This window comes from Paenibacillus sp. FSL H8-0280 (assembly GCF_045040665.1).
Taxonomy (GTDB): domain Bacteria; phylum Bacillota; class Bacilli; order Paenibacillales; family Paenibacillaceae; genus Paenibacillus; species Paenibacillus xylanexedens_A.
In genome coordinates, this window is sequence record NZ_CP150296.1 from 4641003 (window position 1) to 4665813 (window position 24811).

The window sequence follows — 24811 nt, forward strand, 5'->3', positions numbered from 1 at the left end:
CGATTTCCCGCTTGGCAACAAAAAAAGCATGCAGCTTGTCTGCATGCGATAATACTTGAATCTATGATTTCAACATATTGAATCTACTCAGGCTTACTTATGCTTGCGGCTATTTTTGACCAGCGTCATTCTTCTTGAATGTCTTAACCATGAATAATATGACTTCAGGTCCCTTAATTCAATGGTCTCCGACATACGTCCTAGAAACGTAACTACAATCATTTTGTGCAACGGGTTGCCCGCAATATCATATTCTCCTTCAAGTTCGGAAAATTCGGCGACCACCACCAGATCCTCATCAATCAGGTAGACGTCCTGTTCATTACGGTAGTATGGTGTTATACGGTCCTGCTTCAGACACTCCCATAACCACGCCGCAATATGGTCATCATCACTACGTGCAGGCTCAATACGGTCTGCATACCGCATCTTGGCATGATGGGTAATGACGATGTCGGCCACTTTCTTGTCTCCAAGAGCCACGAAAAACGGCTCGTAGGTGCTCCAACGTTGCATCACCTTATCACGCATGGGAATCACTCTCCACCAGATAGGACTTTCTATCTATTTATTACCAAATATATTACAACATTAGTCCCGCAACCTCAAGGCGTAAGTTTAACTTTTTTTCACAATAGCCAATTTGTGTATAATTCAAGAAAAGAGCGACCCCAAAGGGTCCCTCCAGTTTCTCGTCTATATTCCGTAAAAGCTCGTTTTGTCCATCGTTTTGCTGGCATACTCGGTTTTGATCTCATTACGATACGAGCGTTCGATCTTGCGCACATAGGAAAGTCGCTTCACATTTTTCATCGTATCATCTGCCCGTTCTGCATTAACATACATGACTACATAATGCATACGGCGGGAGATATAATGCACGGTGCCATATTTTTCGAGATTACGGGCAGCCTTCAAATCACTGACCCAAATAATGAATCCTGTCCTTTCCGCAAACATCATCGTTCCCCGCCCTTCTATAATGATGACTTAACTGCAACCACACTTGCCGCCACTACCGCAGCCGCCCTTTGGATTCGGGTCATTACTCGGTACCTTAATGGTCGTTGACACTGCAAATGCAATGGTCTCTGACATCTGGAATAACATATCATCCAGGGACTTCTCTGCCTGTTTGAAGCGGATTACCGCCTCGAAATTTTCCAACTCCTGTTCCAGAGCCTTCACCTGGTCTTTTGCTGCATGATAATCCGGGTGAAAATGACCGAAACGCTGTGTTTCTTCAAACAATTCCTTCTTGGCATTCAGCTTCCGAATCCCCATCTGAATCTCAGGGGTAGTCTCGACTTGCTGCTTCCAATATAAATAATCCGATACTTCGGCAGATTGGTTAATCATGTCGCCCAGTTCATATGCGCCCGTTAACACTTGGGCCATATCGACCGTGTTCATTTCCGCTACGCTCATGAAATATTCATCCTATCTATATATAAAGTTCTACTTAACGTAGACTACCTCATCATAGCATATCCATGAATAGTTAAGAAGAGTTTTTCCTGCAATTAGAAATAGGGGGAACTCGAAAATTCGCCTTTCAACCTGATATTCACGTGAAATAGTCAGGTTATGACATCATCTGGCAGGATAAGACGCATTGTATCCCACTCTGACGGGGAGAATGTACGCCATTCCGTCTCTGATGTATTTTCACTTAAATCCAACATGCACCAACCACTTAAAGTCCATTGTTCATGACCCTCTACCTGATGTGGAATGAGGTATTGCGTACGATTTTCCTGTTGTATCCCCAGCTTGGTCTGCCACTCAATGGCTTTGGCAACAATCTGTCGGGCGGTTGAAGTATGATATCGACGCCACTCCTTGTACCAGGTCTCCGGTATCTCCTCGAATCCCAACAGAGAGAACTTCTTCTCAATGACAGAATGATCACGCTCCAACCCATGCAGAGAAGCAGAGACATCAACCAGACCTAGATTATCGGGAGTGTAGAAAGAAGAATATACACCGCTCAACATATCTTTTTCTAATAACTTCGGATCATCTGCGGAGCCTGTACTTGCCTCCACTACCTCCCTGTTCCGCTCTACAGTCAACGGTGTAGCACCCGTCTCCTTGCCCCAATCTGCTAATGCAATCCGTACATTCTCCGGTATGCCTGTCAGCGCATATTGATCCAGAAACTCCATCACTTCATGTAATTCATACCCTCTGGCTAGGGCAGAAATGAATCGTTCTCTTGTCAGACGGTAGATGGACATTCGATCACGCGTTACCCGTTCTGCGCATTGCTCCAGCATCCAGATCACATCAGGCCCTGCTTCGGGCGGTACCAACATTTCGAAATCAGGTTGCATGTAAAATCCACAAGGCTCCGTCTCACTTACCATCTCGCGTTCTGGATATAACAGGATCTGCGGTTCGATCAGCCAACGGAATGCCAGCGCTCCCGACTGATCTTCTCCTACTTCACCATAACCCCAGCCAGCCAGTGCGTAGAGCCAGCCCCTGACCCGTGGTATCAATTCCGAATTCTCTATATGGCACCATATGTTTTTTTCTGGAGCAAACACTGCCAATTGATAACGGAAATGCTGCAACGCGGGTTCAGCTTCACCGTATCTTTCCATACACGCTTGATATATTTCCCGATGCATCTGTCTCCACGAGAGCTTCAACCATGTTTGTAACCGATGATCTACAATCTGAATTTGGCCATCTGACTTCTGAACGAGATTCAGACTGAGCAGTAGATCGAGAAGGATTGCTACGTGGGTCGGATACAAATCCGAATGTTCATATCGGATACCCAGACCTTCAAAGTCTGTCGAAGATATTACCGTGATCACACTTAATTTTTGAACACTTTTCTTATGTATAGTGCCCTTACCTGTCAAAGGAAGTCCTTCTCTTTCAATCCACGCGATCAGATGAAGTAGTTCTGCAGCAATATCCGGCTTTCCTTCCTGTAATACATGAGCATGCTGTGCCATCTGTTTAACGGTTATACCCACTCTTTGTGCGTAAGCAATCGTCAATGTCTCCAACAGCGAAGCAGGAATATAGAATAATCGCTCCCCCCAACTTTTATATACAGATTCAATCCATCTTTGCTGCCTAAGGTTGGCGAATGAAGAATTGGCTTCTGCGACACTTAGTCCTTCGATGGCCCACTGTTCTCGCGGCAGGAGGGAGGAAAAAGACTGACCGGCATGTTTGTGAAAAATTGCACCAAGCACTTTTTGTTCCACCAAAGTAAGCTTTGACCATGAATCAAGGTTCAGTATCACAGGCTCATCTATTGGTTCAAATGAAGACATATCCCAATCCTCCTCTTTTCGCGAGTATAAATGGACTATTCGTTCTCATGAACGATGGCATATTCATATCCCTGCTCCACCAAGAACATCTGACGGTTTAATGCAAACTCCTGTTCCTTACTATCCTCTGATACCAGCGCATAGAAATATGCTTTATTTTCTCCAGCTTTCGGTCTCAGAATTCTCCCCAAACGCTGTGCCTCTTCCTGCCTTGACCCGAAACTCCCGGATATCTCAAGTGCAACAGCAGCATCGGGCAGATCCACAGCAAAATTGGCAACCTTGGATACCACAATTGTTTTAATCTCTCCACGTCGAAAAGCGGCAAACCATTTGATTCGCTCTTGCTGTGACATGGTTCCCGAGATCAAAGGTGCTTCAATTTCCCGGGCAATCAACTCAAGTTGATCCAGATATTGTCCAATCACTAGCGCAGGCAAATCCCTATGACGTTCCAGCAAACGCTTGACTACACGTACCTTCGCCGGATTCTCGGCAGCCAATCGAAATTGGTGCTTAACCTCGGCTTGCAGATAATTTGATCTTAGTTCCGGGGAAAGCGGGATACGTATCTCCTGACATTGTACATCGGCAATCCACCCTTGCTGCTCCAATTGTTTCCAAGGCATATCATAGAGCTTCGGACCAATCAACGAAAACACATCCTGTTCACAGCCATCCTCTCGAACCAATGTGGCCGTTAATCCCAGCCTTCGCGTAGCTTGAATATCCGCAGTTGCACGAAACACTGGTGCTGGCAGCAAATGTACTTCATCATATATGATCAGCCCCCATTGCCGCTCACTGAGCAGTTTGATGTGGGTAAAATCAGCATCCTTTGATTTCCGGTGTGTAAGAATCTGATATGTAGCTACAGTCACAGGTTTCACCTGTTTTTTCTGACCGGAATACTCACCGATCTGTTCGCTGGTAATCGTGGTTTTGTCTTGAATTTCCTGAATCCACTGTCGCACAGACGTTGTATTGGACGTCAAAATAAGGCATTCACATTGAAGCCGCTCCAGAACGGCCATGCCAATGACCGTTTTGCCTGCCCCGCAAGGCAGCACTAGCAATCCGCTTCCTCCCATGCCCTCACTGCCTTCGAATGCATCCACGGCCTCTCTCTGATATGAACGCAACGCAAATCGCTCTGAGTGGTCCCCTGGATCATTAGACCGCCAATCAAATGTAAGCTTGGTTCCCTCCCGATACCCCACGTAATCAAGTACGGGGTAACCCAATCGTGTTAATTCCCTTTTTAATAACCCTCGCTGTTCTCCTGGGAACAGAAGTTCATGAGCGTCCTTGCGTTCCATGCGAAAGGCAGCTATCGATTTCAATCCACTTAATTCATCCAGCAACCGCTCATCCTCACTGTAAAGGCGCATTCTGGTGTGATCTGCTTCGGAATGCAGCTTTAATTTGCCATACTGATCCATGATTCTCCGAACATCCTGTATCAGTGCAGCAGGCACGTTCCAGCGCGATACCATCTCCAAACTTGCGATGACCTGATCTGCATTCCATCCCAGTGCAGCCGCATTCCAGAGCGATAACGGAGTGATTCGGTAGGTATGAAACGCTGCCGGTGTTTTAACCAGTTCTGAATACATCCCAAGCTGCTCTCTTGCTCTTTCGAATCCGGGGTGGCCAACTTCCAGCAAAACTGTAAAATCTCGCTGAACGATACAAGCATCTGTCCTTACCGTATGTTCTGTTCCTTCCATTTGGAGCCTTCCTCCTATCACAAAAAAAGTCCAGTTCCGGCAGCTTCCGAAAATGAACCTCTATAAAGTGCACGTTCAAAAAGTCTAGTTTTCAATACCGAAAAGTGGACTTTTTGAACAACATCTATAAAATCCACAAAAAAACATCCTGCCCATACCTCGGTATGAACAGGATGCCCAACTAGCTATAAAGTCATTCGGCTGTGTAACCCTTGGCCATCGCGATAAATAATCTCACGGCAGTCTGCATCGCGTCTTCATCAAAATCAAACATCGGATGATGATGCGGATAGATCGCATTTTTATCCGGGTTGCCTGCTCCAACAAACATGAAGCACCCTGGAACCTTCTGCAGATAATAGGCAAAATCTTCCGCTGGCATCAGCATCGGGGAAGCTTGCACTCGTTCTGCCCCAAATAATTCTGTAGCTTCTTTGAAGAAACGCGCTGTCTCCTGTTCATCATTAACCACAGGCGGATATCCCATAATATATTTCACTTGCGTCTCTGCCCCATAAGCTGCCCCTGTCTGGGCTACCATCGTAAGCACACGCTCTTTCATTCCGTTTCGGGTCTCTTCATCAAACGTTCTTACCGTACCGCTCATTTTGCATTGCTCTGCAATTACATTCTGAGCCGAGCCCGCCTGCATTGTACCAATGGTCAGCACCGCGGGTTGCAATGGATCAACCGAACGACTGACAACGGTCTGAAGCTGCATCACAAGCGCAGAACCCGCGATAAGACTATCTATCGTCGATTGTGGCATCCCGCCATGTCCACCTTTGCCTTTGATCTCAATGTAAAAATCGTCCGCCGCAGCCATCATCGGTCCTGCTTTACTGGCAACAACACCTACAGGCAGTGGGGTCCACAGATGAATGCCATATATGACATCCACGCCTTCAAGCGCACCATCCGCAATGACCTGGACTGCACCGCCCGGAAGCAGTTCTTCTGCTGGCTGGAACAAAAAGCGAATCTCTCCTTGGATCTCCTGCTTGTGACGGCTGAAATACAATGCCGTACCGAGCAGGATTGAGATATGACCATCGTGACCGCATGCATGCATCGCTCCTGCTTGTTGTGAAGCATACTCGATATTCTTCTCATCCTGAATTGGCAGTGCGTCCATATCGGCTCGCAGCATGACGACAGGACCCGGCTTGTCCCCACGGATTGTACCAATGACCCCGTGACCACCAACATGACGCCTCACTTCAACGCCAAAACTCTCCAACATATCCGCTACAAAAGAGGATGTCTTCTCCTCATGAAAGGAAACCTCTGGATTGCGATGAAGGTGACGCCGCCATTCCACCATGTGGATCTGCAGATCTTCCCACCATATATTATTAGTCATGTCTCTCCACCCTTTCAATCTTAAACGGGACTTGGATCAAGCCCGAACCTTCCTCTTCAAACCTATTGCTGTATATTGTAGCAGAATTGGAAGAAAACCGATACGAAACGCCTTGGGAAAGCTTGCACGGGAAGGGGAAACATACTATCATGAACTAGAGAAATACTCGAGAAATTATACTCGGAAGCTTATGAGGAGGATCAAACGCTTATGATTTTTGAGAATACAGGCTTGGATGGCTTGAAGAGCGACTTGGCATACCTGGATGAGAGCGCCGAGAAAGTCGGATTTGTCCGGTGGCAATGGGAATATTACCGTGCTACATATGACTACAAAATTGAAGATGAACAAACCAACTCAGAATACTTTGTACGCATTAATACCCGCGCTGTGGAAGGCAAATTGGAAAAACCGGATACCGTTCTTGCTGTTGAAGCAGTATACCTTGGCAAAGCCACTTTCCCTCACGGCCTGGATTATGACTCTTCCGTTCCGCAACCAGTCGTGAAGCTGGCAGCCCAAAAATTACAGCAGCTTAAAGAACTGCTGGAAGCATAGGCTGGGCCAAACGATGAAACAACAAACGGCCCAAACGAAAACGAAGAGAGGCACGCCGGATTTTCAACTGCTAATCCTCACTTTATTGTTGGTGGGCTTTGGACTGGTGATGGTATTCAGCTCCAGTTCCAGCATTGCAATCGCAAGCGATAAATTTAACAATGATGCCCTTTACTTCACGAAAAAACAACTTATGTGGGCGATTATCGGTCTATTTGGCATGTTTTTTGCCATGAATATCCGCTTCAACAAGTACAAAAAGCTCTATGCACCCTTTTTCCTGCTCACTACGGTCATGCTGGTGATTGTTTTGATCTCAGGTGCAGTATTGAACGGTGCACGAAGCTGGATTCACATTTTCGGTTTCAGTCTTCAGCCTGCAGAGTTTGCGAAAATTGCTATCATTCTCTATCTCTCTGCTCTTATTACCAAAAAAGGTGAGAAATTCAGGGTTTTCAAGACAGGGTATTTTCCCGTCTTGTTCATCGTTGGATTCATCGCAGGACTGATTATGCTGCAACCAGACTTCGGTACCACCTTTATCCTGGTGTCCACCTGTGGTCTCTTAATCTATGCCGGTGGAGCCAGTATGAAACATATCCTGGGTTCAATTCTCTTGGTTGTACTCGGTGGAGCACTGGCGTTTGGAGCAAATTCCCTGTTTTCTTCCATGTCTCCTTCCGACACAACGACTGCTGCAACAGCAGTGACTGCGGAGCAGAACTACAAGATCGGACGTATTCAAGCTTTCTTGAATCCATTATCCGATATTAATGGCGGAAGTCTTAACCTTTACCGTTCTCTTGTTGCCATTGGTGATGGCGGCATGACAGGTTCGGGAATTGGACAAGGTACGATGAAGCTGCATTATTTGCCAAATGCGTATAATGACTTTATTTTCTCCGTAATTGGGGAAGAACTCGGATTCATTGGAAGTGCATTATTCCTGCTTGTTTACCTGTACTTCATCTGGCGAGGAATTATTGTCTCTCTCCGCTGTCCCGATCCATTCGGAACATTGGTCGGCATAGGTATCATGGGACTAATCGCGATTCAGGCATTTATCAACATCGGTGGTGTAACTCAGACCATTCCGGTGACGGGGGTTACGCTTCCGTTTATCAGTTATGGGGGTACCTCACTCTTTGTAATGATGGTTGCCATGGGCATTCTGCTCAGTATCTCACGTACTAACAATCTGGACGTGATCAAGGAAGAGAAAACGAAGTCCGTGACTGTACAGACACAGACTCGTACCTCTCCTGCTCTTCGTTCACGGGAGTCCATCCGTCGGATTCGATAAAAAAGCAACACAAAAAAGGCTGTGCACCCAATGGATGCGCAGCCTTTTTCTGTGTACTGAATAAACTCTGTCTATCAAGATGAAGAACAGGTCAATATCGCTCTGTCCTCCATTGCGGATTGCGATTTCTACAGATCGTCGCCTTTGAAAGATACGCCTTCTACCTTTACATTGACTTCAACCACGCGTAATCCGGTCATGGTCTCTACCGCTTCTCTTACATTCTGCTGAAGCATACGGGAAACTTCATGAATCGGGGTTTCGTACAGGACGATGATGCGCAGGTCAATGGCTGCTTCCAGCTGGCCGACCTCAACGCTCACGCCTTTCTGTACGTTTTTACCGCTGAGTCGCTTCGCCCAGCCCTCTGACAATCCTCCAGACATTGCGGCAATTCCGGGTGTTTCCATTGCAGCCATTCCGGCAATTTTTGCAACCACGTCATCGGCAATCCGGATGTTTCCGCTCTCCAGTTGAAGTTGTTCTGCCATGCCACATCCTCCTTCACTTCGTTACTCGTATTTTAAATCCTTTCCACCCCAAAAAGCAAATTAAACTCAAAAAGATGCGTTTACAACCTACCACCATTTGGTTATATTGAAATATGAAAATAATCTCATAAGCGATTTACAATGCAATTCAAAACAAAATAATTTATAACCGAGGTGTTTGTTGTGAGAAACCGGATTTCATCCATTTTGCTGATTGCGTTCTTTGCACTCAGTGCCATCGCCCACTACTTGAAATGGGATTCGATTCTACAGTTCGTGATATCAGCCATTTCGGTTATTTTTGTGGCCGGTTTTTTAGGCAAAGCCACCGAAAATGTTGCCCACTACGCCGGACAGCGGCTGGGTGGATTCTTGAATGCCACCTTCGGCAATGCCGCCGAATTGATCATCGCCATTTTCCTCGTGAAAGAGGGACTGTTCGACATGGTCAAAGCAAGTCTGACAGGCTCCATCATCGGAAATCTGCTGTTAGTGCTCGGGTTAAGTATTTTTGCCGGAGGACTCAAGTTCAAAATCCAGAATTATAATGTTTCACTCGCAGGTCTGAATGGTTCCCTGATGATTGTTGCCATCATTGCCCTGTTTATTCCGGCAGTCTTTCTCAACACACATTCCATTACACAGAAAGACACCAATACACTTAGTCTCATCGTGGCTGGATTGCTTATCCTCGCGTATATTGCGTGGTTGCTATTCTCCATGGTGACACATAAGAACTACCTTGCAGACGTTACTGAGGATCGCGATGAAGAGCTACCTCATGAGCATGCTCCGGCGTGGTCCAAGAAAAAATCTATTCTCTACCTGGTGCTCGCAACAGTCATGGTTGCCTTCGTTAGTGAATGGCTGGTCGGGACGCTCGAAGTATTCACTTCAGAATTTGGACTTAGTGAACTGTTTGTCGGTGCATTCCTTGTGGCCATCATCGGTAATGCGGCCGAACACAGTGCAGCCATCATGCTTGCCATGAAAAATAAAATCGGAGCCGCCGTGGAAATTGCGGTTGGCAGCAGCTTGCAGATCGCACTCTTCGTTGCTCCTGTACTGATTTTTGTCAGCTACTTCACAGGCAGAACCATGGATATCGTATTCACAACGATTGAGTTGGTCGCCATCGGCGTATCCGTATTTATTGCAAAGTCCATTACCCAAGATGGTTCAACGAATTGGTACGAAGGTTTACTCCTGCTCGTGGTATATATCATACTCGGTGTATCCTTCTTCCTGGTGTAACCAGGCCCTCACATAGCGATTAAAATATACAAGCCACAAGAGGCAGCCCGAATTTACATTCGGTGCTGTCTCTTTGTTTGTGTACACCTTCCGGCTGGCTTGCATCTCCATCCCCGTTCAGACGCACAAAAAAAGCATGCATAAACGCCTGCATGCCTTCTATTCTGACCCGCGCATTTGCAGGCTATTGCTCATTCTTTTTGTTCAAGGCTTCATATAAAATTGCCAAATTCCGCTCAAGCGCGCTAACCAGCTGCTTACCTGCACCTTCTGGAAGGAGCCCTGCACGAACAGCAAAATCAACTTCTTTGGAGAACCCATACATCTGTGTATCCAATACTTCCTCATAGAGAGGGCAGTAGCGGGTAGCCAGATTCTCCATCTGTACTTCAATAAGCTTCTGTATTTTATCTGCATCTTCTTGAAGAAGACTGATCGCTTTCAAATTCAGCTGGTCCTGCAGATCAGATGAAGTCATGCATTTTTCCCCCCTATGTCCCAAAAATCGCGTAAAGACGTTCTACCTCTAATATTAGACGAAATGAAGAGCTAATACAAGAACCTGACCAAAATAAGCCCGCAAAGTTAAGCCTTCTGTTGAAGCTAAATCCACCTGTTCCAGTCACGTCCAGACGAGTATTCAGATCATTCCATGCCAAAAAACACCCCTGCCAAAAAAGGCAAAGGTGCTTCTTGAGAGCTATTACTCAGATGCGATGCTTACATTCAGTCCATGCTTGGCAAATACTTCTGACATGGCTGCTTTTGCTTCAACTGCATCTGGACCATGAACATGCAGTTCATAGCTGTGCGTGCTGATCAGCGTTGTAAACAATCCGAGAATACTTTTCACATCGATATACTTGTTCTCCGAATGAAGCACGATTGAAGAAGTAAACTTGCCTGCTGTTTGAGCAATTTCTACTACAGCCGCGTTATTACTCGACATAGGAATCCCTCCGTCTTTTTACTATTGGTATCATCTATTAATTACCACTACATGATACCGTGAATCCGCTTTCCTAGCAACAGCAAAATCCTGTTCCTACTTCAAACGGTCCGGATTCAGGCATTCCAGCTCAGGAATGACAAAGATACCGTCTTTACGAATCAGCACATCGTCAAAATAAATCTCCCCGCCGCCATAATCTGGACGCTGGATCAATACGAGATCCCAGTGGATGGACGAGCGGTTGCCATTGTCAGTTTCTTCATACGCCTGACCTGGCGTAAAGTGCAAGCTGCCTGCGATTTTTTCATCGAACAGGATATCTTTCATCGGATGAAGAATATGCGGGTTAAAGCCAATCGCGAACTCACCAATATGACGAGCACCCTCATCCGAATTCAGGATTTCATTCAAACGCTCTGTATCGTTACTTGTCGCTTCGACGATTTTGCCATCCTTGAACGTGAACTTGATATTTTCAAAAGTCACTCCATTGTACAGGGTTGGCGAGTTATAACTAATCGTTCCGTTCACGGAATTACGCACAGGGGCACTGTACACTTCGCCATCCGGGATATTTTTTTGGCCAGAACATTTCTCTGCACCGATATCTTTAATGGAGAAGCTCAGCTCTGTTCCTGGTCCGGTGATACGAACTTTATCCGTCCGCTTCATCAGATTAGCGAGCGAGTCCTGCGCTTTGTCCATTTTGGCGTAATCCAGGTTACATACGTCGAAGTAGAAATCTTCAAACGCTTCTGTACTTGTATTGGCGAGTTGCGCCATACTTGCGTTAGGGTAACGAAGTACAACCCATTTCGTATGTTTGACACGTTGTTCACTATGTACCGGGTGGGAGTACAACGAATTGTACATTTTCATTTTTTCTTCCGGCACATCGGACAGATCATTCACATTTTCTCCCGCACGAATACCGATATAACAATCCATCTGTTTCATACGGTTCAGATCAATCTCTGCCCATGTTTTCATCATTTCTTCTGTGGCATTTTTCAGCATCGCACGCTGTACGGTTTTATCAGTCAACTGTACAAAGACGTTACCACCTTTTTTGCCTACTTCTTCAATAATGGCGTTAATCAGATCACGTTCCGATCCAATCATCTCAACCAATACATTTTCACCAGGCTGTACATCTACTGAATAGCCCACCAGGTTTGCTGCAAGCTTTTGAATTCTTGGGTCTTTCATCTTGGTAAAATCCTCCTGTCATCTGCCATACTTGAATTGAACAACGGTAAATTACGATACTATTGTAGCACGCGAACAGTCATCCCGTCAGCAGGCAGTCCCTCACTTCGTTTATTGATATGACTTGAAGTTAACATCGGTGACAAGGGCTTCTTTGTTACTTTTACGGTTGTTGTCTGTGTAACTCATCTGACTTTCAGAGGATAAGCGAAGAGGCAGACTGCTCTTCCGATCTACCGTGAGATGATATACCGTCTGCACGCTCGCTTGTTTCATCATCTGTTGCATCGTTGTTTCGCCCTGTTTCCAAACTTTCTCCAGATCCTTCTCAAGCTTCTCCTTACGCGCCCCTTTCACCGTAGCTGCCTTATGCATATATTCTGCCCGAATGGCGTTCATCTCGTCGTTTAGCTGGGTTACAGCCCATGATTTGGCGTCCTCCGGTGCAAGTTCAATCCGTAATGTTCTGGTTCGACGACCGGCCCCATACTCCGATTGAATGGTTTTGTGCATCCCATCGATCTTCTCCAATTGGGCAATTGGGTTAAAACGAGAAAGAGACCCACGCAGCGGCTCATGCTGCGCTGACAATGCCATCCATTGCCCTTGTTTCCGCTCGAAAGAGGCGCTAAACCCACTGGGCTGTCCATTATTTTTTACGGCAGTTGTTTGAATGCCTGTGCCCACAGCAGTTACTTCTCCAGGTAATCGGGTCTGAAGGGTCAGACGATCATGATTCTCCAGCTTGCCTTCAAATTTGAACTGATTTTCGAACAGCCCACTGTTCTCCCGTCGAAGTCCTGCCTCTCCTTCAAAACTCAACGTTTCTTTTCCCGCGATCCCCGATAAAGCCAAGGAAAAAACCTCCTCAGGCGTTTGATCTCGCTGGATTAATCCACAACCCGGAACACCAATAATCACGATGATCACAAATAACCATAATGTACGTACTGAATGGCGGTTAAACATGTCTATCTTCACCCTTCCGTGAACTTTCTCCATAGATTGCCCCGCCCGTATACGCTTATACTTCCTGCTATACACAACTTGATCTCCGATGCACAAAAAAAAAAAAGAGAACGACTCCGCAATTGGAATTGTTCTCTCTTAACGTGTTACATCCTGTTCCTCTACAACGATTCTGTTCCGACCACCATTCTTGGCACTGTACAAAGCCATATCAGCCCGATAAAACAAGGACTCCACACTGACCTTTTCATCCATCCAATTCCACTCAGCGATGCCACTGGATACCGTAACGGGCGGTCTGGTCTCTTCTGCGACTCTCTTTCGAATCACTTCCGCATAATCTAACGCCTGCCTTACACTCACCTGTGGCATATAGATCGCCAGTTCTTCTCCACCCCATCTGGCGCAGACATCCTCCGAGCGAACAGAGCTGGTAACGATCTCACTCACTTGCTTCAATACTTGATCCCCCGTCTGGTGTCCGAATGTATCATTCACCTGTTTGAACTGATCAATATCCACCACAATGAGGGAGCCACAGAATTCATGAGCCTGTCGCTCGTGAATCACACTGTCCAGGTAATGCCTCACGTACAGACCTGTCAACATATCCAGATTAGCCAAGCGCCGAACCTCGGCATGCAGCGTGGCATTTGACAGGGCAAGCCCGATATGAATGGATAACATCTGTAAGAGCCGATAGTTATCATATGAGAAGTAGTGCTCTCTACTGTGTCCCAGCAGAATGGCACCCTTCACTTCACCATTGACTCGGATCGGTGATGCAATCAGTGACATGGATCCCGTATCTTCCATGAAAAAGGAGGACACTTTATCAAATTGCGCATAATTGGCTATAATAAGTGGTTCCTCTGTTCGATACACCAAACCTGCGATACCGTAGTCTACAGAAAAGGATTGGTGAAAAACATCTTTCACGTTAGATGACATGACTTCGAAGTCATTGGTACTGTCATTGAGTTGAAGGATGCAACACGTTTCAGCCTGGAATATTTCCTTTAACTCTTGCTCGGATAGTTGATAAATCTCCGAAAGATGCAGGCTTTTGTTCAACCGCTGTGTAAGATCATTAATTAAACGAAGTTCCTGAATTAACATATTGGATTGTTCATGCAACTTGGCGTTCTCAAAGGCCGTCCCTGCAGTGTCTACCATCATCGTAATCAATTGCAAGTCCGATTCTTCCATAATCTCTTCATTCATTTCGATATGGAACACACCGTATATGCCTTGTTTGCCTTTCAGCGGAATCCCTACATCTACAATGCGGTTCTCTGCATCATGTGAGCGAGCAATGATCAGCTTACCTTCCATAAATGAACGCACACAAATATCTTCTCCTCGCTCGTGGACAAGCAACGGTTTAATCCGTGGATCAGAGTTGCTCTGATCCTGAGACATATACAATTTGATATAAGTGGCCGGGTACAAGTAATCCATACTGTCAAATACCTCATCCAATATGGCCTCGACATCCATTTTGTCATGCATTCGCTGTACAATCTGAAAGAGGATGGACCTCCGGTGTTCCTCACGAGCTGTTTGTTCATGAGCATGTAACAGGTCCGTCATAAATATGTATTCGAATCTTCGGTAAAAGCAGGTGTGATAATGCAATGCCTCAGATTGAACCACAGCTTCAGACGTTTCATATCCATTGGATTCATAGACCACAGCAGTGAATACGGCAAACATATCCTTGTTAGTTCTGGAGAATAAGGGATGTGTTATTATAAGATATTCTCCGTGTTCGCTTGTCCCTTTAAGGGACAGGACCTGTCTCTCATCCAAACATTCCAATACCAGCCTGCGTGCATTTACGTCCGAATCAGCTTCATGATCGCTATCGTATCCTATGCAATCACCTTCCGTGTTCCACACGCTGTAAAAGGTTGATGTTCTGGCCAGCCTTGAACCCACTTTGGAGTTCCAGTCACTGTATGCCTGCTCTAGCAAGCTACCTAAATATGAAAAATCAAAAGGTGTGATATCCATTTTTTGCATCCACAACACATGCTCTTCATGAGAATGAGGAGCGGCAAAAGATGCGGAATCGCCCGAACTTCGTGAATTCAAGCTGGCAGGTAAACTTCTTAGATGTTCTAACATGTCAGGCGCTCCTTTGCACCGTTTTTGCATCCACCAGGATGCATTAATCTGCAGACGTTATCGCAAACCTGCAAATCCGTAGCGATAACCTTGTTACATAAAGATGATTTAAAGTTAAGATACAATCTATTTTACTCTGTTTAAAGCTTTTTTGCATCCATATTTCAGAAAATTGTCCCATTATTTTAGGCCCAATGACCTATCGACAAATTTAGACGTTTTTTTGCTTTTATTCTACGCTTGACTTTGTTTCTCTTAAACTGTAATATAAATTGTTGATGAAGACTACTAATGGGTCTTTAAATTTGGGCATTACCGGTTGTGTCACCCTCATTCTTTTTGTTGCTTTCAGGACAGCGGCTGAACTTTCCTGATCGTTCTATGCGAGGCCAAGCCCGCATCAACAAATTGGAGCGCAAACAGAGCCCTAATATGAACTTTAACTAAAAAGGAGCTACTTTAAACATGGCACGTTACACTGGTCCTAAATTTAAATTGAGCCGTCGCCTCGGCATTTCCCTTAGCGGAACAGGCAAAGAATTGAAACGTCCTTTCCCTCCAGGTCAGCACGGAGCTAACCAACGCAGAAAAATGAGCAACTACGGTATGCAATTGCAAGAAAAACAAAAATTGCGCCACATGTACGGTTTGGGCGAGAAGCAATTCCGCACACTGTTCTCTAAAGCTCAAAAAATGCAAGGTATTGCCGGTGAGAACTTCATGTTCTTGCTTGAGTGCCGCCTTGACAACCTCGTTTACCGCCTTGGGTTTGCTAACTCCCGCGCTGGAGCGCGTCAGTTGGTAGCACACGGTCACGTAACTGTAAACGGCAAAAAAGTCGATATCGCTTCTTACCAAGTAAGCACTGGCGATGTAATCGGCTTGCGTGAGAAGAGCCGCGCTCTTTCTTCCATTAAAGAAGCTTTGGAAGGCCGTTCGCATCTTCCAGCATACGTTGAATACAACGAAGCAGCTGTAGAAGGTAAATTCATCCGCTTGCCTGAGCGTGCTGAATTGTCCCAAGACATCGATGAAAAACAAATCGTCGAGTTCTACAACCGTTAATCGTTGCAATCACATTAAAGTTTCACTCCAAACAGCTGTCGAGATTTTCTCGGCAGCTGTTTTTCTATGCTTTTTTTTAATTATCTTCATTATAGGAACGTAAATAACGATATAAAATATAGACTCCCTTCAGGAGAAGCACACATCCATATTTACATCACAAGAATAACATCGAGGGGGATTAAAACATGCATTTTTTTCGCAATCGCAAGCTCGCTGTTAAGCTTGGACTTTTACTCGGGATCGTATTACTCTGTTGTATTGGAGCCCTAATTGCATTTAATACCAAATCCATTTACGACAAAAGCCTCCAGTACGGCGAAACCGTTGCGGGACAGGCAGCAAACCGGGCTACGAATGAGTTTATGACTGACATTAATCAGGTAAAAAACACGTTGGACACCATGAGTACCACGTTATTGGATGCCGCTCAGAACGGATCACTCAACCGTGAAGAAGTCGTCAGACTCCTTGAACAATATCTGAAAAAGGACGAGAAAGTTTTTGGCTTTTATACGGGCTGGGAACCAAATGCCTTTGATGGAAACGATGCGGAGCACATCAATAAAAAAGAATATGATGATGCTACGGGGCGATTCGTTCCATACGTTATACGCGATGGTAACTCCCTGCATTTTGAGCCTATGCCTACTTATGAGGGAAGCGGTGAAACTAGTACTTACTATCAGCAGCCAAAGAAAACCAAATCCATCTATTGGTCTGAGCCTGTTACCTACACGGTTGGCGGAAAAGAAACACTCCTCGTTTCGATTGTCCTCCCTCTATTAGATGAAAACAAAAATTTTCTCGGCATTGTTGGGGCCGATTTTACCATTGATCGTTTTCAGCAAAATATAGCTTCACTTAATCCGGATCAGGGTTATGCCATGCTTATCACTAGCGAAGGACAGATTGCTGCACATGGCTCCAAACCGGAACTGGCTAATGAAGGAGCCGTAATTCCATCTGAGATGAAGACAGTCATTCAGCGTATACAGTCTGGCGAGTCTCAGTTTTACGCTACAGACCCTGAAGTAGGTGAAGAACTGTTTATTGCCGAGCCTGCCAAGTTACAAGGAACAGATTCAAACTGGTACCTTGTATCGGCGCTGCCAAAGAGCCATATCCTTCAACCCTTCTATGACAGCTTGAACTGGTCCATACTGATTGCCGCACTGGCTGTACTTCTGCTTGCAGGCGTGGTTACCTACACCATCATCTCCATTGTAAGACAGCTGAATCAAGTCAATATCGTCGCTGGACAGCTGGCTGACGGAGATTTAACACAAAAGTTACCGGTACGATCCAAAGATGAATTTGGTGTCATGGCGGGTCATATGAATCAGATGATGGATACACTGCGTCATACCATATCGGTTATATCCGAACACGCTCTATCTGTGGGCTCTACCTCTCAACAGTTGACCGCAGGTGCTGAAGAAACAGGTAAAGCTGCAGAACTGATTGCATTAACAGGAGTGGAACTTGCAGATAAAGCAGGTAAACAGGTGCAGGAGCTCCAAGAGTCCTCCCGTTCCATGAATGAAATATCTGCAGGGATCGGAAGAATTGCAAAGGCCGCCTCCGATGTATCCGATTCATCGCGAGCTGTGGCTGAGCGAACAACGGTTGGAACCGATAAGGTTCAGTCCGCCATGCGTATGGTCGATAGTGCCACCTCTTCTGTGCAGACGTCCATGACCGCACTGGAGAATTTCCGCCAACGTTCTGAAGAGATAGGTCATATTACAGGCATGATCTCGGAAGTTAGCCGTCAAACCAATCTTCTTGCCCTTAATGCTTCCATTGAAGCATCGCGAGCAGGAGAACACGGACGCGGGTTCGGTGTTGTTGCTTCCGAGATTCGTAATCTGGCGGAACAATCCAGAATATCAGCAGCGCAGATTGCAGCATTGATTCATAACGTTCAGCAAGAGGTCCTTTCTCTCGTTGAAAATATGGAACAGGGGAATGCAGAGGTAAGCCATATAGCGGAAGTCATTCATGAAAGTGGTGAACTATTCCTCTCCATTTCATCACAGATTTCAGATGTTAATGAGCAGATTGAGCATGTCTCAGCCATTGCCCAGCAGATGTCGGCTGGATCACAGCAGGTTGATGCCACATTAGTGCAACTCAAAACCATTGGTCATGAGACAGCAGATCATGCAACTCGTGTTGCATCTGCCTCTGAAGAACAACTCGCATCCATGGAAGAGATTACGGCGGCATCTGCCTCACTGGCTAATCTTACCCAGGAATTATTAGAGCTGATTCAACGCTTCAAAACCTAATGTAAAAGACCTCCAATACGACTAATTATTCAGGTCACCCTATGCACCTCAGCATGGAGGTGGCCTGCTTATTTTGGCTTACAACTCATGAAATGTGCTTCAATATCGCATGATATATAGCATAATGCATGGCAGAATGGCAAATTTCGACCATTACTTGTATTTCTCAGGCATGCAAACCCGCCTTTTTATGCTATAATAAGTGCTGTTAAAAGGAGGAAGACACTGAATGGTTGATGTTAATAAGAAAAAGCCCGATGAACAGCCTGTACGCAAACGTAGCTTTGCCCGCAGACTGGGAAGTTTCGTCAAATGGATGGTTGTCCTTGGATTTATGGGGGCACTATTTGTAGGCGGTGCTTTGATGGGATACGTCAGTTCCATTGTGAAAGACGAGCCTGTCCGTTCAAGGGCCCTGATTGAACAAAAAGTCAGCGAAAACTCCATCACAGGCTTTGCTTACTTTGCCGACGGCAGTCCGATCGGTCAATTACGTACGGAAGAAGACAGGCGTCCGGTCACTACGGACCAGATCCCACAAAAGGTTATTGATGCTGTCATTTCGATTGAAGACAATCATTTTTACGAACATAAAGGTGTAGACATGAGCGGAACTCTACGTGCCGTGAAACAGAAAGTGCTGAAAGAATCAGTACAAACCGGCGGTAGTACACTGACTCAGCAATTGGCGCGTCGTGTGTTTTTGAATCTGGATCGCACGGAAGATCGGAAAGTGAAAGAAATTTTGCTCTCACTCCGACTCGAACGTTTCCTGACCAAAGACGAGATCATGACTGCCTATCTGAACAAAGTTCCTTTTGGTAATGGTTCCAGCGGATACAACGTTTACGGAATCAAAGCCGCCGCCAAAGGATTGTTCAATATTAACGATCTAGAAAAAATCAACATCGCTCAGGCTGCTTATCTTGCTGGATTGCCGCAACTCCCCTCCTCTTACTCCGCTTTTAACGGTAAAGGTGATTTTGTAGAGGAGAATTTTGACCGCGCAATCAACCGTCAGCATTTGGTATTACGCCGTATGCTTGAATTGGGCAAAATCAATCAGTCCGAGCATGACGAAGCTCTAGCTTTTGATATCAAAAGCTCACTCGCTCCGAAGACCATCAAGGCTTACAACACTTATCCATATCTTATGATGGAAACGGAACGACAAGCTGCACAGATTTTGATGAAACAGTTGAATTCCGACACAGCTGAATCTACAGATAAAGCTACGGATGCAGACACACCTCAGAAGGAAAGCAGTGCATTATTAGAGGAAGCTCAGACGCAACTGCGGACAGGTGGATATCGTATATACACGACCATCAACAAAAGTATCTACAAGACGATGCGTACCATTGCGGAAGATGACAGCAATTTCTCAGCAGATGATCCTGTCAAAGGAAAAGAACAAACTGCTGCTATGCTGATTAATCACAAAACCGGTGCAATTCTAGGGATGATTGAGGGTCGGGATTTCCAGGACGAACAGATGAACTATGCAACACAGATGGTGCGTCAACCAGGTTCAACGATGAAACCTATTGCAGCTTATCTGCCAGCTCTGGATGAGGGTCTGGTCCAACCCGCTTCTATTATTGATGACTCACCGATCATTCTCAAAAATGGTCCGAGCGGCTATCACATTGCCAAGAATGCCAACAACCGGTATCAGGGACTGGTCACTGCCCGCAGAGCACTGAACTATTCTCTTAATATACCGGCTCTGAAGTTGTTCAATGAAGAAGTAGGGATCGAGAAGGCTTGGACCTTCGCCAAGAAACTGGGGATTACCACCATTCAGAAGGAAGACTATCAGGCTCAGACTGGTGTTCTCGGAGGTCTCCAATACGGTGTAACCGTTGAAGAATTAACCAGTGCCTATGGTGCTATCGCCAATAATGGTGTATATAACGATTCTTACATGATTAGCAAAATTGTAGATTCCAAAGGAAACATCGTTTATAAACATGATACTGAACCTGTCCAAGCCTTCTCGGAGCAGACAGCATACCTGATGACCGATATGCTGCGGACCGTTATTACAGAAGGAACGGCAGATAAAGTACGTGAAAATTACAAATATTCCAAGAGTGTGCCAATCGTAGGTAAAACGGGTTCAACTCAAAACTACGCAGATGTCTGGTTTGAAGGTTATACACCAGATGTCACACTTGGCGTGTGGGTTGGATACAAACAGCCCGTGAATACGCTGGAAAGTAAATCACAGAGAAAACGTGCGCAGCAACTGTGGTCGAAAATCCTGAACGAAGTGATCGATACGCAAAAAGATCTGTTCGTCACGGATTCGTTCAAAAAACCATCTGGCATCGAAACGCGCACGGTGTCTGCATACAGTGGCAAGTTGCCAACATCCATGACTGATAAATTTGTTACGGATATTTTCAACAGCAAGTTTGTTCCGAAGGATAGCGATGACGGTGTAGCCAAAGCCAAGTACATTACTTACAATGGTGTAAACTATATTCCGCGTGATGGAACACCTTCGGACATGTTGAAGGAAAAAACAGTAATTAAGCGTAAAAAACCAATCTCGGATCTCATCAAAGAATTGCAAAATGCATTCTCACGTATGAGTCGACATGAGTCACTTGCTTATTATCTTCCTGAAGATGCTGGTGCAGACATGCCAACACAGATTGATCCAAGGACAGATAACGGCAAAGCTCCTGATGCACCAGGCAACGTACGCATCTCAACCTCAGGTGACAGAGCTGTCATTACATTTAATGCCACACCTGAAAATGATGTCGTGGGTTATCGTCTGTACCGTTCTGTAAACGGTGGAGGATTCCAGAACCAGGGTCAGGTTGTCTTGACTGGTGAATCCAGATCATTCTCTGCATATGCAGCGCAAGGCGGTAACTTCGCCTTCTATGTAACGGCAGTGGATGTTGCCGGCAGAGAATCTGCTCCTAGCGCTACAGTAAATAGTGCTGGTGTAGCTCCTCCTGTGGAAGAAGAGATTGATGAACCGATTGAAGTTCCAGGTACAGTCATTACGCCGGGAGAAACGCAGACCGATAATACAACAACGACAGCCCCAGGCACACCTGGTCAAGTCAGCGTATCTGCCCTCACTCAAGGACTGCGTATTCAATGGGCGGCCAGTCCAAACGCAGATAGTTATACTGTATATTACAGTGAAACAGGCTCGGCTCCATACACCAAAATTGGAACAACAGCGGGAAATACCATGGATTATGGAGTACCCGCGTCTACCAGTGGATGGTTCAAGGTATCTGCCAGCAACAGTGCGGGTGAATCCGAACCTTCTGCAGCCCTACATTTTCAACCCTGATTCAGGCATAGCGTTCCAAAACAAGCCGCATCCTCAGACTGTATCTGAGTGTGCGGCTTTTATTTGTATTTACAGCATCCAAAAAGCCTGCTTCATGCCATTGGCATAAAGCAGGCTTTTACAATCCATTTTAATGGGTAGAGTCACTGTATTCGGAACCACAGAAGATTAGCTTCTTCCCCACTACTCAATGTATCATCATTGATACCGACACATTGATGATCCTAGCACTGTCGCGTTAGTCTTCAATGGTGGATAGATCTCCTGTTGGCAGATCAAGCTCCCAGGCCTTCAGCACACGGCGCATGATCTTGCCGGAACGTGTCTTGGGCAGTTTATCCTTAAACTCAATCTCACGCGGAGCAGCGTGGGCAGACAGGCCCTCTTTGACAAAACGATAGATCTCTTCTTTCAGCTCCGGTGTCGCCTCATATCCTTCACGAAGCGCCACAAAGGCCTTGATGATCTCCCCACGTGTCACATCCGGCTTACCGATTACACCCGCCTCTGCTACCGCAGGATGCTCCACGAGCTTGCTCTCGACCTCAAAGGGGCCGATACGCTCGCCTGACGAATTAATCACATCATCAATACGTCCCTGGAACCAGAAATATCCTTCTTCATCCATATAAGCGGAGTCACCGGATACATACCAACCCGTAAGCCTGAAATACTCCTCGTATTTCACAGGGTTATTCCAGATCTTCGCCATCATGGATGGCCAAGGTGCCCGTATGGCCAGATTACCCATACTGTATGGCGGCAATTCCTGCCCGCGATCATCAATAATCGCTGCTTCGATTCCAGGCAACGGACGTCCCATGGAGCCAGGTTTAATCGGCATTCCGGGATAGTTACAGATCAGCTGAGCGCCTGTTTCCGTCATCCACCATGTATCATGAATTCGTTGACCATAGGCTTTCCACCCCCAACGAACAACCTCCGGATTGAGCGGTTCACCGACAGACATGACATGACGCAGACTGCTCAGATCATGCTGGGCAATGGTCTCTTCTCCCGCTCCCATCAGCATACGGAAGGCCGTTGGTGCACTGTACCAGATCGTGACTTTGTTCTTCTGGATGGTGCTGTACCAATCTTGAGGACTGAAACGCCCACCCCGTATCACATTGGTCACTCCGTTGAGCCATGGAGCAAAGATACCGTAAGAAGTCCCTGTCACCCAACCAGGATCAGCAGTGCACCAGTACACATCATCCTCACGTAAATCTAAGACAACCTTACCTGTATAATAGTGCTGAATCATGGCATTTTGAACATGGTACACCCCTTTGGGTTTACCCGTAGAGCCTGAGGTATAATGAATAAGCAAACCATCCTCACGATTCAGCCACTCTACTTCCATCTCATCCGAAGCGGCAGACATCTCTGCATCAAAATCGATGAGTCCTTCTTCAGTCTGCACGCCCCCACCCACAATAAATATATGTTTGAGTTCGGGCAATTCGGAACGTTTGATGCGTTTCAGTAATTCCGGAGTGGTGACGAGTGCTACTGCTCCGCTATCCTCCAGCCGATCCTTCACAGCCGTTTCCATAAAAGCTTCGAACAACGGGCCCGCGATGGCTCCAGCTTTCAATATGCCCAGGAGACTAAAATACAGCTCAGGACTTCGAGGCATAAAAATAAACACCCGTTCCCCTTTGGCTATGCCATATTTGCGGAGAACGTTCCCGAACCGACTCGACTGTTCACTCAGATCAGCGAAAGTATAGGACTCTTCACGTGAAGCATCGCTATACAATAAAGCGGTTTTCCCGCCCCTTCCTTCCAGTACATGACGATCAATTGCTTCATGCGCCATATTTACTTTTCCGCTGGCGTGCCACGTAAAGTGCCTTTCCACCGATTCCCAATCGAACCGGCTTCTCGCCTCCGTGTAATCGCCCAGATTAGATTCAGACACAACCGTTTGCAGCATCTCACCATGTGCTTGACTCATGCTTGCCAGCCTCCTTCAACTCGACATTTCGATTCCCATTAGGGGTCAATTCTCATTGCCTTTGTGTTGACTGAACTTCCAGTTAGCGCTTACATTAGTAGAGAGAACTTTTCATCATGTACTTGCTCGGCCAAACAGATGTTAACTATACTGTATTGAATTGTGAACATTTTTTGTCTACGCAATTATAGCAAATCTTTTCAATTGTCGTCTATGGCTTTTCAATTTTTTGGATTTTTGCTATAAGTAGGGGGAGAGGAGCATGAACCATGGAACATATCAAAGAACATCATATGCGTTCCATCTTCAAGTCCGGACACCGGATTACTGTTGAAGGCCCCGTGCAGGCCGAGGAGATAACCCGTCTTGCATTCCATCCGGATCTGGATGCCTTTCGGCGCCCAACGGAGCAGCAGGAAGCTCTGGCCGAGATCGCTGCATTGCCTGAAGGTCGAATCATCATTGCACACGAAAATGAAACGATTATCGGCTATGTAACCTTTCATTATGCGGATGATTGTGAACGCTGGTCCGAGGGTAACATGACTGATCTGATTGAGCTTGGGGCAATCGAGGTTGCGGATGACTATCGTTCGCTTGGCATTGGACGTGAGATGTTGCTTACCGCTTTGGAAGATAAATACATGGAGAACTACATTATTTTCACCACAGAATATTATTGGCATTGGGATCTGAAGGGCAGCGGACTAAACGTATGGGATTATCGCAAAATGATGGAGAGGCTGATGGAAACGATCGACATGACCTGGTATGCAACAGACGACCCTGAAATCTGTTCACATCCTGCGAACTGTTTGATGGTACGTATCGGAAGTCAGGTGCCCATCACATCGGAAGAACAGTTTGATCGTGTACGCTTCCGCCATCGGTTCATGTACTAATTCA

Annotated in this window: 20 protein-coding genes; 7 read left to right on the top strand and 13 right to left on the bottom strand. The window is 46.0% G+C overall.

Annotation, left to right across the window (positions count from 1 at the left end; all coding sequences use genetic code 11):
- Positions 1-93: 93 nt before the first annotated feature.
- From MHI12_RS20310 to MHI12_RS20335, 6 genes are all read right to left on the bottom strand, one after another.
- Positions 94-531, bottom strand: a complete 438-nt coding sequence (locus MHI12_RS20310) for a hypothetical protein (protein ID WP_017687436.1) — start codon at positions 529-531, stop codon at positions 94-96.
- 165 nt (positions 532-696) lie between these two features.
- Complete coding sequence (locus MHI12_RS20315) at positions 697-960, bottom strand: YlbG family protein (RefSeq protein ID WP_026080981.1); 264 nt, start codon at positions 958-960, stop codon at positions 697-699.
- 30 nt (positions 961-990) lie between these two features.
- On the bottom strand, positions 991-1428 hold the full coding sequence (locus MHI12_RS20320; protein ID WP_036614642.1) for a YlbF family regulator: 438 nt from the start codon (positions 1426-1428) through the stop codon (positions 991-993).
- A gap of 152 nt (positions 1429-1580) precedes the next feature.
- Entirely contained in the window at positions 1581-3299 is a 1719-nt protein-coding gene (locus MHI12_RS20325; protein ID WP_405170165.1) for a helicase-associated domain-containing protein, read from the bottom strand.
- Between the two features lie 35 nt (positions 3300-3334).
- A complete protein-coding gene (locus MHI12_RS20330) occupies positions 3335-5029 on the bottom strand; it encodes a DNA repair helicase XPB (RefSeq protein WP_405170166.1) in 1695 nt (564 codons plus the stop codon).
- A gap of 193 nt (positions 5030-5222) precedes the next feature.
- On the bottom strand, positions 5223-6392 hold the full coding sequence (locus tag MHI12_RS20335; RefSeq protein ID WP_405170167.1) for a M20 family metallopeptidase: 1170 nt from the start codon (positions 6390-6392) through the stop codon (positions 5223-5225).
- 210 nt (positions 6393-6602) lie between these two features.
- On the opposite strand from MHI12_RS20335, the gene MHI12_RS20340 reads away from it, so the two are divergent.
- Both MHI12_RS20340 and ftsW read left to right on the top strand, forming a co-directional pair.
- On the top strand, positions 6603-6950 hold the full coding sequence (locus tag MHI12_RS20340; RefSeq protein ID WP_017687430.1) for a YugN family protein: 348 nt from the start codon (positions 6603-6605) through the stop codon (positions 6948-6950).
- 13 nt (positions 6951-6963) lie between these two features.
- The gene (gene ftsW, locus MHI12_RS20345) at positions 6964-8253 is read left to right on the top strand and encodes a putative lipid II flippase FtsW (RefSeq protein WP_405170168.1); all 1290 of its coding nucleotides are present in this window, start codon (positions 6964-6966) and stop codon (positions 8251-8253) included.
- Between the two features lie 128 nt (positions 8254-8381).
- On the opposite strand, the gene MHI12_RS20350 is transcribed toward ftsW, so the two are convergent.
- Positions 8382-8744 (bottom strand): Asp23/Gls24 family envelope stress response protein, encoded by a 363-nt coding sequence (locus tag MHI12_RS20350; protein WP_017687428.1) that lies wholly within the window; start codon positions 8742-8744, stop codon positions 8382-8384.
- 183 nt (positions 8745-8927) lie between these two features.
- On the opposite strand from MHI12_RS20350, the gene cax reads away from it, so the two are divergent.
- Positions 8928-9998, top strand: a complete 1071-nt coding sequence (cax, locus tag MHI12_RS20355) for a calcium/proton exchanger (RefSeq protein ID WP_036674882.1) — start codon at positions 8928-8930, stop codon at positions 9996-9998.
- Between the two features lie 184 nt (positions 9999-10182).
- Here cax and MHI12_RS20360 read toward each other — a convergent pair whose 3' ends face one another.
- From MHI12_RS20360 to MHI12_RS20380, 5 genes are all read right to left on the bottom strand, one after another.
- Positions 10183-10476, bottom strand: coding sequence for a YlaN family protein (locus MHI12_RS20360; protein ID WP_017687426.1), 294 nt, complete (start codon positions 10474-10476; stop codon positions 10183-10185).
- A 225-nt stretch (positions 10477-10701) separates the two neighbouring features.
- Positions 10702-10947 (bottom strand): HPr family phosphocarrier protein, encoded by a 246-nt coding sequence (locus MHI12_RS20365; protein ID WP_036614658.1) that lies wholly within the window; start codon positions 10945-10947, stop codon positions 10702-10704.
- A gap of 96 nt (positions 10948-11043) precedes the next feature.
- Positions 11044-12159 (bottom strand): aminopeptidase, encoded by a 1116-nt coding sequence (locus MHI12_RS20370; RefSeq protein WP_076328038.1) that lies wholly within the window; start codon positions 12157-12159, stop codon positions 11044-11046.
- Positions 12160-12270: 111 nt separating this feature from the next.
- The gene (locus tag MHI12_RS20375; RefSeq protein WP_405170169.1) at positions 12271-13161 is read right to left on the bottom strand and encodes a hypothetical protein; all 891 of its coding nucleotides are present in this window, start codon (positions 13159-13161) and stop codon (positions 12271-12273) included.
- A gap of 105 nt (positions 13162-13266) precedes the next feature.
- Positions 13267-15258 (bottom strand): diguanylate cyclase, encoded by a 1992-nt coding sequence (locus tag MHI12_RS20380; RefSeq protein ID WP_405170170.1) that lies wholly within the window; start codon positions 15256-15258, stop codon positions 13267-13269.
- A 465-nt stretch (positions 15259-15723) separates the two neighbouring features.
- On the opposite strand from MHI12_RS20380, the gene rpsD reads away from it, so the two are divergent.
- From rpsD to MHI12_RS20395, 3 genes are all read left to right on the top strand, one after another.
- Positions 15724-16323: a 30S ribosomal protein S4 gene (gene rpsD / locus MHI12_RS20385; RefSeq protein ID WP_076211410.1), complete on the top strand. Its 600-nt coding sequence runs from the start codon at positions 15724-15726 to the stop codon at positions 16321-16323.
- 188 nt (positions 16324-16511) lie between these two features.
- The gene (locus MHI12_RS20390; protein ID WP_405170171.1) at positions 16512-18617 is read left to right on the top strand and encodes a methyl-accepting chemotaxis protein; all 2106 of its coding nucleotides are present in this window, start codon (positions 16512-16514) and stop codon (positions 18615-18617) included.
- A gap of 229 nt (positions 18618-18846) precedes the next feature.
- Positions 18847-21942 (top strand): transglycosylase domain-containing protein, encoded by a 3096-nt coding sequence (locus MHI12_RS20395; protein ID WP_405170172.1) that lies wholly within the window; start codon positions 18847-18849, stop codon positions 21940-21942.
- 238 nt (positions 21943-22180) lie between these two features.
- On the opposite strand, the gene acsA is transcribed toward MHI12_RS20395, so the two are convergent.
- Positions 22181-23905, bottom strand: coding sequence for an acetate--CoA ligase (gene acsA, locus MHI12_RS20400; protein WP_047843699.1), 1725 nt, complete (start codon positions 23903-23905; stop codon positions 22181-22183).
- A 269-nt stretch (positions 23906-24174) separates the two neighbouring features.
- Here acsA and MHI12_RS20405 point away from each other — a divergent pair, with 269 nt between their 5' ends.
- The gene (locus MHI12_RS20405) at positions 24175-24807 is read left to right on the top strand and encodes a GNAT family N-acetyltransferase (protein WP_101313583.1); all 633 of its coding nucleotides are present in this window, start codon (positions 24175-24177) and stop codon (positions 24805-24807) included.
- Positions 24808-24811 lie beyond the last annotated feature (4 nt).

Bases quoted from the DNA above. Each gene is read 5' to 3' on its own strand.
- MHI12_RS20360 (WP_017687426.1), bottom strand. From the start codon at position 10,476: ATGACTTCATCTGATCTGCAGGACCAGCTGAATTTGAAAGCGATCAGT.
- MHI12_RS20330 (WP_405170166.1), bottom strand. From the start codon at position 5,029: ATGGAAGGAACAGAACATACGGTAAGGACAGATGCTTGTATCGTTCAG.
- MHI12_RS20370 (WP_076328038.1), bottom strand. From the start codon at position 12,159: ATGAAAGACCCAAGAATTCAAAAGCTTGCAGCAAACCTGGTGGGCTAT.
- MHI12_RS20405 (WP_101313583.1), top strand. From the start codon at position 24,175: ATGGAACATATCAAAGAACATCATATGCGTTCCATCTTCAAGTCCGGA.
- MHI12_RS20375 (WP_405170169.1), bottom strand. From the start codon at position 13,161: ATGGAGAAAGTTCACGGAAGGGTGAAGATAGACATGTTTAACCGCCAT.
- rpsD (WP_076211410.1), top strand. From the start codon at position 15,724: ATGGCACGTTACACTGGTCCTAAATTTAAATTGAGCCGTCGCCTCGGC.
- MHI12_RS20395 (WP_405170172.1), top strand. From the start codon at position 18,847: ATGGTTGATGTTAATAAGAAAAAGCCCGATGAACAGCCTGTACGCAAA.
- MHI12_RS20365 (WP_036614658.1), bottom strand. From the start codon at position 10,947: ATGTCGAGTAATAACGCGGCTGTAGTAGAAATTGCTCAAACAGCAGGC.
- MHI12_RS20320 (WP_036614642.1), bottom strand. From the start codon at position 1,428: ATGAGCGTAGCGGAAATGAACACGGTCGATATGGCCCAAGTGTTAACG.
- MHI12_RS20310 (WP_017687436.1), bottom strand. From the start codon at position 531: ATGCGTGATAAGGTGATGCAACGTTGGAGCACCTACGAGCCGTTTTTC.
- MHI12_RS20315 (WP_026080981.1), bottom strand. From the start codon at position 960: ATGTTTGCGGAAAGGACAGGATTCATTATTTGGGTCAGTGATTTGAAG.
- MHI12_RS20340 (WP_017687430.1), top strand. From the start codon at position 6,603: ATGATTTTTGAGAATACAGGCTTGGATGGCTTGAAGAGCGACTTGGCA.
- MHI12_RS20390 (WP_405170171.1), top strand. From the start codon at position 16,512: ATGCATTTTTTTCGCAATCGCAAGCTCGCTGTTAAGCTTGGACTTTTA.
- acsA (WP_047843699.1), bottom strand. From the start codon at position 23,905: ATGAGTCAAGCACATGGTGAGATGCTGCAAACGGTTGTGTCTGAATCT.
- ftsW (WP_405170168.1), top strand. From the start codon at position 6,964: ATGAAACAACAAACGGCCCAAACGAAAACGAAGAGAGGCACGCCGGAT.
- MHI12_RS20380 (WP_405170170.1), bottom strand. From the start codon at position 15,258: ATGTTAGAACATCTAAGAAGTTTACCTGCCAGCTTGAATTCACGAAGT.
- MHI12_RS20350 (WP_017687428.1), bottom strand. From the start codon at position 8,744: ATGGCAGAACAACTTCAACTGGAGAGCGGAAACATCCGGATTGCCGAT.
- MHI12_RS20325 (WP_405170165.1), bottom strand. From the start codon at position 3,299: ATGTCTTCATTTGAACCAATAGATGAGCCTGTGATACTGAACCTTGAT.
- MHI12_RS20335 (WP_405170167.1), bottom strand. From the start codon at position 6,392: ATGACTAATAATATATGGTGGGAAGATCTGCAGATCCACATGGTGGAA.